This is a genomic window from Schaalia cardiffensis, from assembly GCF_016405145.1.
In the GTDB taxonomy this organism is placed as follows: domain Bacteria; phylum Actinomycetota; class Actinomycetes; order Actinomycetales; family Actinomycetaceae; genus Pauljensenia; species Pauljensenia cardiffensis.
Genome location: NZ_JAEKIA010000005.1, coordinates 63,389 through 77,351 on the forward strand (window position 1 = coordinate 63,389; position 13,963 = coordinate 77,351).

A 13,963-nucleotide genomic window follows, 5' to 3' on the forward strand; every position below is an offset into this window, starting at 1 on the left:
GCTCGGGACGTCGAATGCGCTGGAGGCGCATCAGTGAGATGCTGGGGGCCATCACGACCAGCGAGGAGAATACTCATGTCCACTGTCCCCGTCATTGCGGTATCCGGTGTCATCCGTTTAGGACAGTTCCTCAAATTGGCGGGCCTTGTCGAGGACGGAGCGATGGCGCGCGTACTCATCCAAGGCGGTGATGTGCTCGTCAATGGCGTGGTGGAGACGCGCCGTGGACGACAGCTTTCACACGATGACATGATCGAAGTTGACTCCCCCACTGGGCGTGCGGGCGCTCGCATCCACGTCATCGACTGAGGGGTCGCATCAGGCGAGGCATCTCTTCGCCCTGCCTCGCGTAGTGGTCGCAGGATTCATCGCTCGGGCAGCCCGGGAGAGGCCACACCTCCAACCCCGAGCGGGCATAAACTGCCACAAGTCGGACATTGGGTGGGCTCGAGTCGGACCATTCGAACTTTGATCTGGGGAGTTCTTCACGATTCGGAGCAGTGCGTCCGAGTTGTGCCCGAAAAGACAAGGTTTCGGGTGTAGTTTTGCGCCGCTGCGTGGTGCTGCTGCCCTCTAGCTTCTCGTGGTGCAGGCTAATGCCCCACACAGTGGGACGAGCGAAGCCCAGCACAGTGATGGCGGCTAAAACCACGGGATAGCCAGCACGACATCAGCATTATGGCTCAGGCAGCGCGACAGAGGCAGCGCGCGTCCTTTCTCCCAAACAAGCTAGTGGGGGCTGAGAACATTCCTGTTCTCAGCCCCCACCTGCTCAGCCTCGACGTTTCAGCATCTCAAGGCATCGCGTCGTGTCAGTCTTGGCTGTGCTTGCGGCGACGCGCAACAAGGATCGCTGCGCCCGCTCCACCAAGGACAAGAGAAGCGAGGGCCAGCCCACCACCGGAAAAACCAGTTTTGGCAAGCTTCTTACCGCCCTCCGTGTTCTTCTCAACGAAAGAATTCGTCACAGTGAAACCGTTTTGAGCATCTCCGGTCACAACTGACTCATAGCCTTCAGGAACATCCAGTTCCTTAACCGAGTAGACGATGTCCGCATCGTTCTCCTGCAGGATCAGCCCCGGCCACTTATGAGACCAGCCATTGGCCTCATTGAGAACAACCGGCTGACCAAGCTCCTTGCCATTGGCGAAGAGCTGAACCTTCACCGAATCAGGACGCTTACCGGCCTTGTTGTTCGAGTCCTGCCACTTCTTGACCACCGGCGCCTCGAAGAACAAGCGCTTATTCGTGATCGTCTGAACCGCACCACCATCACGGGTCACCTCCAGCGTGAACTCTTCATCGCTGGGCTCATACCCCTTGGGAGCCTTCTTCTCCTTGACCTTGTAGGTTCCCTGTTCGAGCGGCTCCGAGGTCACGGTCCCGTCCTCACCCGTGGTCAACTCCAGGGGAGCGAAGTTGGGATCGCCCGGCTTCGTCACCTCGAAGACAGCATCCTTCAAGACGATCGTGTCATCATCGGCATCGACCTTGATGAGCTTGATCCTCGACGCGAGATCGCCAGTGGCGTCACCACCGGAAGTAACCGAACGGTAAGTGTAGACGTGCTGCTTAGTCTCCTGGTCCTGAGATCCGAGCTTGAGCGTGTTCTTCAAGCTGGAACCCGCTTTGTTGTAGCTCGTCTGATAGTGGAGGCTGTACTGCTCGCCATTAATATCGCCTAGGTCAATGGTGAAGCGCTTCTTGTCCGGCGAAAGATCCAGCTTTCCAGTCAGATCAATCTTTTCCAGCTGCTGCTTGATTGTGCCATTGGTATTGAACTCGACTCGCCACAGTTCGAAGCTACCTTCGACGAAGGTCTCGTCTCCTTCGCCGACCAGTTCATCGCTCAACACAACGTTCTTGTAGTTCTTCTTCGCGCCATTGATGCGCGCTCCCCAGCGCACAATCTTAGGCTTGCCTTCCACGGGCTTGCCCCACTTCAGAAGATCCTCATTGGTGATGTCGCCATGATCAAGAGGGGTAACGGACGCAGTAGTGGCCTTGCCGTTGACGGTGACGGAGAAGTCGTTCACCACACCCTTGTTGATCTTCGTCTCTTCAAACTTGGCGCCGAGCCACATGCTTCCGTGGAGGTTGTATTTGTTCTCCACCTCCTTGTTGAAGGTGATGCGCACTGTTCCGCCAATGCTCCCAGCACCGGGTGTGACATGACCGGAGCCGACGACCTTACCCGAAGTCTTATCCTTCACATCGAAGTCCATCTCCGTGACTTCAGAGGGGAAGCGCATTGCCTCAGGCAAAGTGATGTCGAAGTAGTCCCCCTCATGGATACTCATCCCCAGATGCTTCGCATCCCAGTCCATCACTAGGCGGAACATGTCGCCGAAGAAGATCTGGTCGACCTTCTCTTCCTTCACATTCTGGATTTCGAAGCTCGTGATCTTAACGTCCACGTTCTTCGCTTCGGCCTTCGCTGTCATCGTCAGCCCCGGAATCACCAGGGCAAAGGCGAGAATGAACGCGAAAAGCGCAGCCAAGCGCCTCATGCTCATTCGATCATTTCGTGTATTCACGAGTTAATCCTCACGCTTGTCGAATCCGCGGAACGCGGATGAAAAACACCAGCATCACCCAGAAAAGAGCGCAGCACACACCGCACTGCTCTTCCGAAGACACAGTGCTTCCACTATCCCATAGCCAAACAAGCACTCGCAAGACTTCACCTTGCCCGTCCAGGTCACGCAGCATTCTCCTCCCTCTTTGCACTCCACAAGAGCAAGTCCCCCACCCCATCCCGAATAGTGTGCCGCTTCTTTGTCCGACATGCGTAAACAGCGTGAACTCCTACATAACTCAGGAGCAGCACGCTTGAGCTATCAGGGGCCTCTTCATTTACCGGGAGCCCACAATCGGGGGATGGATCACACACTCTCACAATTATTTCAATTCTTGAAACGCTGCGGGCTAGAAACCAGGAACACATTCCGACACAGCTACTCATCCTCAATGCTTCAGCGCCTCAACGCCTCCTACTAAAATCAGTCTTAGCCGCGCTTGCGACGAGGACAATCAGGATCGCAGCTCCTAGCGCGCCAAGGACAAGAGAAATGAGGACAAGGCCGCTTCCAAAAACCTCTCTTCACGGGATTCTTACCACCCTTCACATTCCCCACAAGAGAGCCCGCTTTATTACACCTCGTCATATAGCGAAAGATGAAACAGTCACCGCAAAGATGATCCAAGTCAATGGGGAAAGGTTTCTTCTTCGATGAGGAGAAGAAACCCTTCAGCGTCTGCGAGTTTGGGCTTTCATCGGCCATCCGACAGATCAAGCGGCGAATTCAGACCCCCGGCTGCTCCCTGAATTGTGAAGACCGGGAGACCCTTCACCCTGATATCCGAACCCCATCAACACCGACCACTGCTTTGATCTGCGAGAAGAAAGCACTCGATTGAGTGACCCTCAGCTTCGGATCCAACTCAACGAGCGTCGTACGACCTGTCTCACGAATACGCAAACGCACCGGTGATGCGCCCGGGAAGGACTCAAGAACATCCTTGAGTTCCCGCAAAAGGCTTGGCGTGCAGCGAGCAACAGGCAATTCCACCTCAATCGGAGTATCACAATCCTCACGCGCATCCACCAGCGTCATCGATTGGCCGTAGATGCTCATCCCCTCATCACGGACATTGACTCGCCCCTCCACCTGAACGATCACATCCTGAACGAGGTGAGTCTGAATCGTCTCGTAAGTGCGGGGGAAGAACAACACCTCAACGGAACCAGAAAGGTCTTCAATCGTGGCAATCGCCCACATTGAGCCCTGCTTCGTCACCTTCGTCTGTACGCCCGAGACCAGGCCCGCGATCTTCACGACGCGCTCCGCCATCGATTCTTCAGAACTCACCACCTGAGCGATCTCATAGTCCTGATAGCGTGCAAGCGCGCCTTCGAGCCCTCGGAGTGGATGATCCGACACGTACAGGCCGAGCATTTCTCGTTCCTGGGCGAGCTTCGCCTTGCGGTCGAACTCGGGGATATTCGGAATATCAACTGCAAGGGAAGAAGCAGCAGCCGACTCCTCGTCCCCGAAAGCGCCGAAGAGATCGAATTGGCCGAAAGCCTCATTGCGCTTCAGGTCAATGATCGCGTCCACCGCCTCATCGCAGCGGGCCAGAAGTGCGCGGCGCGTATGGCCCATTGAGTCGAATGCCCCCGCGCGAATGAGAGATTGGATCGTGCGCTTATTGCACACGACTTGCGGAACCTTGTCGAGAAAGTCATGGAAAGAGGTGAACTGTCCTTTGTCCTTCCGGGTCTGGACAATTGCCTCGACAACGTTCGCACCGACGTTTTGGATCGCGTTCAAACCGAAGCGGATCGCCTCACCATCGGGGGCGAAGTTCCCCTGCGAGGCGTTGACATCGGGCGGAAGGACATTGATGCTCATGTGCCTGGCCTCTGCAAGGTAGAGGGCCCGCTTGTCCTTATTGTCCTTGGTTGATGTGAGAAGAGCCGCCATGTACTCCGTCGGATAGTTCGCCTTCAAGAACGCCGTCCAGTAGGAGACGAGGCCGTAGGCCGCTGAATGGGCTTTGTTGAAGGCGTAGGCGGAGAAGGGGACGACAACATCCCACAGAGCCTGAATCGACTCCTCGGAGTAGCCGTTCGAGAGCATCCCAGCCTTGAAGCCCTCGAACTGTTTGGCGAGAACCTCAGGCTTTTTCTTGCCCATTGCCTTACGGAGGATATCCGCCTGGCCGAGGGTGTAGCCCGCAAGTTTCTGCGCGATCTGCATGACCTGTTCCTGATAGACGATCAGGCCATAAGTCGTGCCGAGAATCGGATCGAGCGCATCCGCGAGCTCGGGGTGGATCGGCTCAATATCTTGGCGCCCGTTCTTGCGCAGCGCATAGTTCGTATGCGAGTTCGCGCCCATCGGGCCCGGACGGTACAGGGCGCCCACAGCAGAGATATCTTCGAAGTTGTCGGGCTTCATGAGTTTAAGCAGGTCACGCATCCCACCACCATCGAGCTGGAAAACGCCGAGGGTCTCCCCCGCTGACAAGAGCTCGTAGGTCTTCTTGTCATCGAAGGAGAGATGTTCGAGGTCGGGGTCTTCTTTGCCGTTGATCTGGATGTTCTCCAGGGCATCCGAGAGCACCGTAAGATTGCGCAGGCCAAGGAAGTCCATCTTCAACAGCCCGAGAGTCTCACAGGTTGGGTAGTCGAACTGTGTAATGATCGCGCCGTCTTGTGGGCGTTTCATGATCGGGATGATGTCGGTGAGGGTGTGGCTGGACATGATGACCGCACAGGCGTGCACGCCCCATTGGCGCGTCAGGCCTTCCAAACCGAGGGCATATTGAACGACCTCGTGCAGTTCAGGGTGTTCCTCGTAGAACTTCCTGAACTCCGCGGCCTCCTCATAACGTGGATTGTCTTTATCGAAAATCCCATGAACGGGGATGTCCTTGCCCTGCACACTCGGTGGCAAGGCCTTCGTCAGTTGCTCACCGACCTTGAAGTCCATGCCGAGGATGCGGGCAGAGTCTTTCAGGGCCTGCTTCGTTTTGATCGTGCCGTAGGTGACGACCTGGCTGATGCGATCCTCTCCGTACTTGCGTTTGACATAGGCGATGACCTCATCACGCCTGCGCTCATCGAAGTCGACATCGAAGTCGGGCATTGAGATTCGTTCAGGATTGAGGAAGCGCTCGAAGATCAGGCCGTGTTCAAGAGGGTTGAGCTCGGTGATCCGCATGGCGTAGGCGACCATGGAGCCCGCTCCCGAGCCTCGCCCCGGCCCGACGCGGATATTCTGATTCTTCGCCCATTGGATGTAGTCCGCGACGGTGAGGAAGTAGCCGGGAAAGCCCATGGAGACAATGACGTCTTCCTCATACTCCGCTTGTTTTCGGACTGCGTCCGGGATTCCCTCCGGGAAACGGTAGTTCAGGCCCCGCTCGACCTCTTTAATGAACCAGGAAGTCTTATCCTCCCCTTCGGGCACGGGGAAGTCGGGCATGTAGTTCGCGCCCTCGGCGCTGGTCGTGAACTTCACCTCGCAGCGTTCAGCGATCTCGAGGGTCGAATCACAGGCCTGGGGCAGTTCCCTCCAGGCGGAGCGCATGTTGTCGCTCGAACGGATGTAGTAGCTGTCCCCGTCGAACTTGAAACGATCCGGGTCTGTGATGCGAGAGCCGGAGTTGATGCACAAGAGCGCGTCCTGGATCTTGCGATCTTCCTTCTTCACGTAGTGCGAGTCGTTGGTGACGACGAGTGGTGCATCGAAGAGTTTGGCGATCTCGAGGAGTTCTTTTTGGGTGCGTCGCTCAATATCGATGCCATGGTCCATGAGTTCGACGTAGAAGTTCTCAGGCCCGAAAATATCGCGAAGTTCAGCGGCCTCACGAACGGCCTCGTCCCATTGCCCGAGACGCAATCTCGTCTGCACCGCACCGGAAGGGCAGCCGGTGAAGACGATCAGGCCCTGATGAAAACGCTGAAGCAGCTCCTTATCGGCGCGCGGCCACTTGCCGAACTGGCCGTCCGTCGACGCGTAAGAACCCAGACGGAAGAGATTATGCATCCCCTCTGTCGAATAGGCGATGAGAGTGAGGTGATTGTAGGAGCCCGAGGCCGACACGTCATCCGACTTTTGCCAAGGCTCACCCCAGGTGACTTTTTGACGGTCAAAACGTGAAGTCCCCGGCGTCACATAGGCTTCTAGTCCGATGATCGGTTTGACGCCCGCGTCCAAACAGTTCTGGTAGAACTCGTAGGCTCCGAAAAGATAGCCGTGATCCGTCAGGCCCAGGGCCGGCTGGCCCAGGCGAGCAGCCTCTTGCGCCATCGCTTTCGTCTTCGCTGCGCCGTCGAGCATGGAGTACTCGGAGTGATTGTGAAGATGCACGAAGGAGTCGGAAGCCATGTGCTGATCCTATCCGTCCTCGCGTTCAAGGGCAGCAGGCCGACGCTGGCCCAAGTGGCGGGCATGAACTCTATCCGTCCTCGCATCCAAGGGTGCCAGCCCTTCACTCAGGCAGGATTTCTCAAAAGCTCCAAGGCCCTGGCCAAATCAGGCGGGTACGGGGAGCGCACGCTCGTCAACACACCGGTACGCGGGTGGGCGAAAGACAGACTCACGGCGTGGAGCCACTGGCGTTCCAAGCCCAGACGTTCAGCGGTCTTCGGGTCCGCTCCGTAAAACACATCCCCGACACAAGGATGACCGAGGGCGGCGGTGTGCACTCGGATCTGGTGTGTACGGCCCGTCTCCAAATGGATCTCAAGTAAGGAGGCTCCCGCCATCAACTCGAGCGTGTCGTAGTGCGTGATGGCAGCTTTGCCGCCCTCGATTACCGCCATTCGCCACTCTCTCGAAGGATGGCGCCCAATCGGAGCCTCAATCGTGCCCGAAGGCGGGTCCATATGACCGGCGACGACGGCGTGGTAGATCTTCGTCACGGTGCGCTCTTTGAAGGCGCGTTTCATCACCGAGTAGGCGAGTTCAGACTTCGCGACCATCATCGCGCCGGAGGTACCCACATCGAGCCGGTGGACGATCCCCTGGCGCTCTGGAGGCCCATAACCGGTGATCCGGTATCCCGCTGCTTCAAGATTGCCCAGGACAGTCGGTCCGCTCCAGCCCGGACCAGTGTGGGCGGCCACTCCTACGGGCTTATCGACGACGACAATATCCTCGTCGTCGTACAGGATGTCCATCCCCGTGACAGGCACTGGTGGCGTTTGGGGTGCGGGGATTGTCACTTCCAGTAAGTCCATTGCAGCCAGGCGCGTGGACTTTGAAGGCACTCCCCCATTGACGAGGACGTTCCCCGCTTCAATGAGGGCCTGGCACTGCGCTCGAGACATCCCGAGCATTCGTGACAAGGCCGCATCAACACGCTCACCGACAAGCGCATCGGGAACCGGAAGCATGCGCGATTCACTCATGGGCGGTGACTTCCGCTTCGAGCACGTCCGTGGGAACTTGAGTCTGGGGTGCGGGCGCATCATCTGCATCGTCCGCATCATCACGGGGCTCTGCCTCCGATTCGAGCCCGGATAAAGGCGCGGCTAATGCGGGGTTCTGCTCCTCTTCAGGAAGTGATCTCATGAGTTCCCAGGCGAGCCAGGCCGCACCGATGACGATCCAAATATCCGCAATATTGCCGACGAAAAAGTCCGTGTAGTTGATGAAGTCAATGACATGACCTTGGCCGAACGAGGGGGGTTGGCTCAGTCGATCGATAAGGTTGCCGATCGCTCCTCCCATGAGAAGCCCGATTGCGCCTGCCGAAGACGCCGAGTTCATTCGCCACAGTCCATAGGCGAGCAACGCAAGAATCACGAAGGCGAGGAGTGTGAAGAACCAGGTGGTCGAAGCCCCTAAAGAGAAGGCCGCGCCGGGGTTGTGAACAAGCTGAAGAGTGATGAAATCGCCGAGCAGGGGGATTTGGCGCCCGTTGTGCAAAGAATCTAGGGCCCAGGCTTTTGTCACCTGATCGGAGAGGATCACGAAGATGGCGAGGATCGCACAAACGCCGATCCTGCCTCTCAAAGAAGCTCCCAACCTTCGAGCTCCGCTCATTCACACTTCCTTTCACACATGGAAGACGGCGGTGGCGCCCCGCGCCACCGCCGTCATCGATAATGGGGTGCCGTCACTCCTCGACGCCGGCGTTGACCTGCGAGAGAAGGCCCTCGAGGTGAGTGCGCAGATTCGTGCGGTACTCCGACTCGAAGGTGCGCAGTTCATTGAGCTTGGTCTCGAGGAGGCCACGCTGCTGATCGAGTTGAGCGAGGATCGTTTCGTGCTGGTTCTGAGCATCGGCGATGATCTCGTCACCCTTCTGGCGAGCCTCAGCGATGATGCGCTCGGACTCTTCCTTGCCGTCACGCACATATTCGTCGTGCACTCGCTGAGCAAGGGCGAGCATCGAAGTGGCGGACTGGGCCGACTCAGGCTCGGTGGCAAGCGGCTCGAAGACCTGCGGCGCTGCGACGACCGGCTCTTCAACGGCAGGCACCGGCTCCTCGGGCTCTGCAGGAACCGGAGCAGGCTCAACATAGGGCATCGCCTCGGCGGCGCTCGAGAGCTCTGCGATACGACGCTCGGCAGCTTCGAGCTTGTCCTTCAGATCCTGGTTCTCGACGTTCAGGGCGAAGATCGTCGAAACGACTTCATCGAGAAACTCGTCGACCTCAACCTGGTCGTATCCCTCGCGGAACTTCACGTTCGCGAAAGTCTTGTTGAGGACGTCCTCGGTTGTCAGCAGGGCCATTTCCTCGCCTCTCAGTATGGGACTTGATGACGCCTAGGAGATTTCCCCAAAGCGTATCAGGGTCGTCTCGGCCGACGGCTCTTTAATACATCGCTGTCATCATAACCGACGCAATCGCCACACGTACACCATCGACAACAAGAAAAACGTGGCGCTCACCTCTAGATCCGCGCAGATCAGCCAAAGGACATGAGGAGCAGGGAGAATCGCTGAAGCATCATGAGAGCAATGAAGAGGAGGATGAAACCGACGTCAAGAGCGAATCCCCCGCCCAAGTGTAAGGGCGGGATCCGAGCCCTCAACCAGCGGATCGGTGGATCGGAAGCGGCGTATATCAGGTTCGCAAAAAGAGCGAGGACACCCCTGGGGGAAAAGGACGGGACCAGGAGTTGGAGCCAATCGAAGACCATTCGGACAACAAGCACTAGGAGGTAGAGGCCTGCGATGGAGTAGATCAGCCATCCAAGGAAACTCAGCACGGATCAGCCCTAGCTCAACAGGGTGGTTCGCCGTGATCTCTGCGCCTCACCGATCACCTCAAAAGCCTGAGGGGACAGGAGGAAGACGCGGTTCGTGACCTTCTCGAGGGTACCGTGAAGTCCGAAAGCGAGGCCGCCCGCGAAATCAATGATGCGACGCGCTTCATCCTCGGAGGTGTCGGTGAGATTCATGATCACCGGAGTTCCTTCACGGAAATGCTCGCCGATCACGAGGGCATCGGCATAAGCCTCCGGATGAACTGTGACAATGCGCGTCGGCTCAGCCGCGGGCGCCTCTTCACGGGTCTCACGGTGAATCGGCGAGACAAAAGAACGCTCCACAGGTGCGAGCTCAGTCACGGGAGCAATTTCCTCGGGCTCTTCAGCCTGTTCGAAGACTTCAGCATCAAGCTCAAGATCTTCCGCCGGGACCCAGCCCATGAACCTGCGTGCCCGTGCACCGAAAGAATCGCCCATTGTCTTCTCCTCACCCGTGTTGGCTTCCCACACGTTACGACTCATAGATCCATCCTCAGCGCAAGCACTGCGGCGAGTCGCACAAGGGGAGAGGCAAAGTCTGCTTCCGTTCTCACGAACGCCCACATTCGCCCTCGTCCGTGTCACGTGACGTTGCCTCGAAAGAGTCTCCCTCTGTTAGACAATCACCTCCCCGCGCTGTGACCTTTCCCTGGCGAGCTCGGCTGACCTTGCACGCTTTCCATCTGCCCTCACGCTCGAAACCACAGTGTGCGAACTCCACCTCACCGAAAGGTCGTGGCCAGGTCTCAGCGACTGGACTTCGGGACCTGAGGAGTTCCACCTCCCCCAGGGTCTTGGTCTTCCCGTAGTAGCGCCCCACCCTGCTCAAAGCATCTGTAAGTTGTGCCCAATTCGAGTCGAGCAGCTATCGGGGGCTGATGATGGCAGCGTTTCGCCCGCAGGAAGGGTCTCGGCGATAGGAATGAAGAGTGTCGTCCTCAAAAGTGCAGCGTGGGTCAATCGTGACCTTCTGGCAGCCCGCACTCAGCAGTTCTGCCCTGGCCGCGCCGGGAAGATCAAGGGCGGGAGTCCCCCATGAGCTCGTCGATTCGAGCTCGGGCCTGGACCGCACGCATTCGATCTGCATGTCGATGGGCACTTCGTAGCAGCGCCCGCAAATCGAGGGGGCGATGAACGCTTGTATCGGAGCGGAGGGGTCAAGGGCTCGCATGAGGCGAAACGCCCGAGTCAGGATCGAGTCGAGGAGCCCCCTGCGTCCGGCGTGCACAGCCGCGACAATGCGTCCATCGGCGCTCGAAAGGAGGACGGGCATGCAATCAGCGGTCATGACAGCTGCGGCGGGCGCATCTGGCCAGTCGCGCCCGTCCACGATGACTCCATCGGCTTCAATGAGGGTACCTGGCTCCTGAGGATCGAAGAAGGAGGATTCGGAGTCAATGTCGAGGCAAGTCCTTACCCCGTGCTTCGCGAGCACCCCGACTCTTGCTGAGTGAGTTTGATTCATCCAGAGGATCTGGCGTCCGAGTTCATCAACCAGGGCGCGGCGTCGTTGAGCCACGAGGATCGGATCGTCGTGGACATGATGAGCGATATTCGAACGTAACGGCGCGGTGCCCCGACCCGCTTCAACGAGGCGGACCGGGGCACTCAGAGCTGGAGACATCACGGATCAGCGAAGAAAATCCGGAATGTCAAGATCGGAAGCACTATCAGCTTCCTCGTCGAAGATCCGCGGAACCTCGAGGGACTGGTCCTCATTGCGTTCAACGGGGCGTTGGGAGCGTTTTGCCAAGGGGATCGCACCAGTACGAGTGGGGACGTCAACGACAGCTCGATGCTGCGGGCGTACCGTGGATACCTCCCCGAGGGGGCGGGGAGCTGCAGCTTCAGGAACAGGACGGGGTGCCGGGGCCACGGCAGCAGGAGCCGGAGAAGGATCCGGAGCTGCCTGTGCAGCCGGAGCCTTCGCCGTAGAGGCCTGCCAAGCCGGGGAAGCACTCGCTTCTGCTTCCATCTCGTCAAAGCCCGCAGCGATGATCGTCACCCGGATCTCATCACCGAGGGAATCGTCAATGACCGAGCCGAAGATAATGTTCGCCTCCGGGTGGGCGGCCTCGCGAACAAGCTGCGAGGACAAGAAGATCTCTTGGAGCCCCAGGTTGGATCCGCCCTGGAAGAACATGAGGACACCGTGGGCGCCATCAATGGAGGCTTCAAGGAGGGGCGAGGAGATCGCGGTCTCAACGGCGCGCAGCGCCCGGTCTTCACCGGTCGCAGCGCCAATCCCCATGAGTGCCGAACCCGCATCCTTCATGACGGACTTGACGTCGTTGAAGTCCACGTTGATCAAGCCCGGCGTTGTGATGAGTTCAGTGATTCCCTGAACTCCGGAGAGGAGCACCTGGTCTGCGGCGCGGAACGCATCGAGGACGGAAATGTTCGTGTCGGAGATCTCCAGGAGACGATTGTTCGGGATGACGATGAGGGTATCGACCTCTCCGCGCAGCTTTTCCACGCCGGCTTCGGCCTGTGCTGCGCGGCGATTTCCCTCGAAGGAGAAAGGACGGGTCACGACGCCGACGGTGAGCGCACCGGCCTCACGGGCGACGCGCGCAACGACAGGAGCCGCGCCAGTGCCGGTGCCACCGCCCTCGCCCGCAGTCACGAACACCATGTCTGCACCTGCAAGAGAGTCGGTGATTTCCTCGATGTGGTCCTCGGCGGCCTGGCGGCCGACATTCGGGTCGGCACCCGCGCCAAGTCCGTGCGTCAATTCACGGCCGATGTCGAGCTTCGTTTCAGCATCAGACATGAGCAGTGCTTGGGCGTCAGTGTTCACGGCGATGAATTCAACGCCTTTAAGGCCAACCTCGATCATGCGGTTGACGGCGTTGACACCGCCGCCGCCCACGCCGACGACCTTAATCACTGCAAGATGGTTCTGCGGTGCGGCCATAGTGTGCTCCCTTACCAGTCGATACCTTCACCCTCAAGTTGAAGGTTGATCTTCACCATGCTCATGTCCGGGAGAAAAGTAGAGATGCACCCGGGCCGCTTCAAGGCGACACGCGGGAGTGTGAGCGCCAGGGGACAACTCCAATCTGAGGACACTACGAATCCCCTGCTCACCGGCTTCTCTCCGCCACACTCGGACTGTCGAAGAACTCCGGCCAAGAATTCCCCCGCTCATCGGCCTCTTTCCAGAAGGACACGCGCCCTTATTGAAGGAAAGAGCAGCTCAGCCCCATCATGCTCACGCTCTCAAGCGGAGCGAGCATAGCTAGAAGGTCACCGGATGCGCTGGCGAGGAGACGTCATAAACACTCGCCGAACGTTGAGAGACGAGCACCTCGAGAACCCGAGACTTCAAAGCGGAATCATCAGGTGTCCCCCACTTGACAAGCGCCCCAGAGTCGAGGGAAAGAGTCACGCTCTTCGAATCGGCCGTGATCTGGGAAGTCCTTTGCTTGACAAAATCACCCAAAGCGCTCCACACCGTCACAACATCTTCAGCAGCGTTCTTTCGCTCCTCCCCTTGAGGAAGTGCCACGAGGGGAAGCCCCTCAGGACGCTCAGACACCCGTTGGAAAGCCACACCGGAAGCGTCAACAAGCGTGAAGCCGTTCTCATTTGCTTCGACCATCGCGCCAGTGCGCAAGCTCAGAGTGATATCGAGCCCGGCAGGCCATGCGCGTCTGACCTGAGCGTCGGCGACAACAGGATTTGTTTCAATAAGCTCCGCGATCTTTGCAGTGGGGACCCTGGGCAAGGGGATTCCCTTATAAGCGTCGAGTGTTACCGCTACGTCATCTTCACTGATCAGTCCCTCTTGCACGCCTTCAACGCGGATCCGATGCGGATCGAAAGCAAGAAGGGGGGAGAAAAGGACAAGCCACACCAATCCAGCAATGAGGAGGCTTCCCACCAGCGTCCACAGCGCGGTGCGAATGTAAAAAGAGCGCTTCGCGCGTTCCTTCTCCTCGCGCCTCGGAGCTAAATCCGTTGCCTCTTGAGGGCCGAGGACGTCCGCGGCGTCTCGCTGACCGATCGGGCGTTTCAAGACCTTTGAACGGGGGCCCACGGGTTTTCCCAAGGGCCTCATTGCCGCCGAGACTCCGTCTTGACGCTGGAGTGCTCCAGAGCCGCCCAATCGGCGGGGCTGTGCTCCGACATCACCCTCTTGGAAGAGCTTCGTTCCGGGAGCACACTCTGGCCGGGGCTTCGCTGCG

Annotated in this window: 11 protein-coding genes; 1 reads left to right on the plus strand and 10 read right to left on the minus strand. The window is 58.5% G+C overall.

The genetic code is table 11. The features are described 5' to 3' along the window. Positions 1-75 precede the first annotated feature (75 nt). A complete protein-coding gene (locus JFX23_RS04145; RefSeq protein ID WP_198775856.1) occupies positions 76-309 on the plus strand; it encodes an RNA-binding S4 domain-containing protein in 234 nt (77 codons plus the stop codon). A 503-nt stretch (positions 310-812) separates the two neighbouring features. Here JFX23_RS04145 and JFX23_RS04150 read toward each other — a convergent pair. From JFX23_RS04150 to JFX23_RS04195, 10 genes are all read right to left on the minus strand, one after another. Continuing rightward, complete coding sequence (locus tag JFX23_RS04150; protein WP_198775857.1) at positions 813-2,537, minus strand: Ig-like domain-containing protein; 1,725 nt, start codon at positions 2,535-2,537, stop codon at positions 813-815. Between the two features lie 813 nt (positions 2,538-3,350). Next, positions 3,351-6,899, minus strand: coding sequence for a DNA polymerase III subunit alpha (gene dnaE / locus JFX23_RS04155; protein ID WP_198775858.1), 3,549 nt, complete (start codon positions 6,897-6,899; stop codon positions 3,351-3,353). Positions 6,900-7,006: 107 nt separating this feature from the next. Then, entirely contained in the window at positions 7,007-7,909 is a 903-nt protein-coding gene (locus JFX23_RS04160; RefSeq protein ID WP_005961650.1) for an RluA family pseudouridine synthase, read from the minus strand. A 7-nt stretch (positions 7,910-7,916) separates the two neighbouring features. Beyond that, positions 7,917-8,561, minus strand: coding sequence for a signal peptidase II (lspA, locus tag JFX23_RS04165; RefSeq protein ID WP_005961652.1), 645 nt, complete (start codon positions 8,559-8,561; stop codon positions 7,917-7,919). Positions 8,562-8,634: 73 nt separating this feature from the next. After that, positions 8,635-9,255: a DivIVA domain-containing protein gene (locus tag JFX23_RS04170; RefSeq protein ID WP_005961654.1), complete on the minus strand. Its 621-nt coding sequence runs from the start codon at positions 9,253-9,255 to the stop codon at positions 8,635-8,637. A gap of 176 nt (positions 9,256-9,431) precedes the next feature. Continuing rightward, entirely contained in the window at positions 9,432-9,734 is a 303-nt protein-coding gene (locus JFX23_RS04175; protein ID WP_005961656.1) for a YggT family protein, read from the minus strand. Between the two features lie 9 nt (positions 9,735-9,743). Continuing rightward, the gene (locus tag JFX23_RS04180) at positions 9,744-10,211 is read right to left on the minus strand and encodes a cell division protein SepF (RefSeq protein ID WP_040313652.1); all 468 of its coding nucleotides are present in this window, start codon (positions 10,209-10,211) and stop codon (positions 9,744-9,746) included. Between the two features lie 427 nt (positions 10,212-10,638). Further along, positions 10,639-11,397, minus strand: coding sequence for a purine nucleoside phosphorylase YfiH/LACC1 family protein (locus JFX23_RS04185; protein WP_233050563.1), 759 nt, complete (start codon positions 11,395-11,397; stop codon positions 10,639-10,641). Positions 11,398-11,403: 6 nt separating this feature from the next. After that, the gene (ftsZ, locus tag JFX23_RS04190) at positions 11,404-12,690 is read right to left on the minus strand and encodes a cell division protein FtsZ (protein ID WP_198775860.1); all 1,287 of its coding nucleotides are present in this window, start codon (positions 12,688-12,690) and stop codon (positions 11,404-11,406) included. 324 nt (positions 12,691-13,014) lie between these two features. Continuing rightward, positions 13,015-13,815, minus strand: coding sequence for a cell division protein FtsQ/DivIB (locus tag JFX23_RS04195; protein ID WP_198775861.1), 801 nt, complete (start codon positions 13,813-13,815; stop codon positions 13,015-13,017). Positions 13,816-13,963 lie beyond the last annotated feature (148 nt).

Excerpts from the sequence above, each read along its gene's own strand:
- lspA (WP_005961652.1), bottom strand. The coding sequence starts at position 8,561 with ATGAGCGGAGCTCGAAGGTTGGGAGCTTCTTTGAGAGGCAGGATCGGC.
- JFX23_RS04170 (WP_005961654.1), bottom strand. The coding sequence starts at position 9,255 with ATGGCCCTGCTGACAACCGAGGACGTCCTCAACAAGACTTTCGCGAAC.
- JFX23_RS04180 (WP_040313652.1), bottom strand. The coding sequence starts at position 10,211 with ATGGGCGATTCTTTCGGTGCACGGGCACGCAGGTTCATGGGCTGGGTC.
- dnaE (WP_198775858.1), bottom strand. The coding sequence starts at position 6,899 with ATGGCTTCCGACTCCTTCGTGCATCTTCACAATCACTCCGAGTACTCC.
- JFX23_RS04185 (WP_233050563.1), bottom strand. The coding sequence starts at position 11,397 with ATGTCTCCAGCTCTGAGTGCCCCGGTCCGCCTCGTTGAAGCGGGTCGG.
- JFX23_RS04145 (WP_198775856.1), top strand. The coding sequence starts at position 76 with ATGTCCACTGTCCCCGTCATTGCGGTATCCGGTGTCATCCGTTTAGGA.
- JFX23_RS04160 (WP_005961650.1), bottom strand. The coding sequence starts at position 7,909 with ATGCTTCCGGTTCCCGATGCGCTTGTCGGTGAGCGTGTTGATGCGGCC.
- ftsZ (WP_198775860.1), bottom strand. The coding sequence starts at position 12,690 with ATGGCCGCACCGCAGAACCATCTTGCAGTGATTAAGGTCGTCGGCGTG.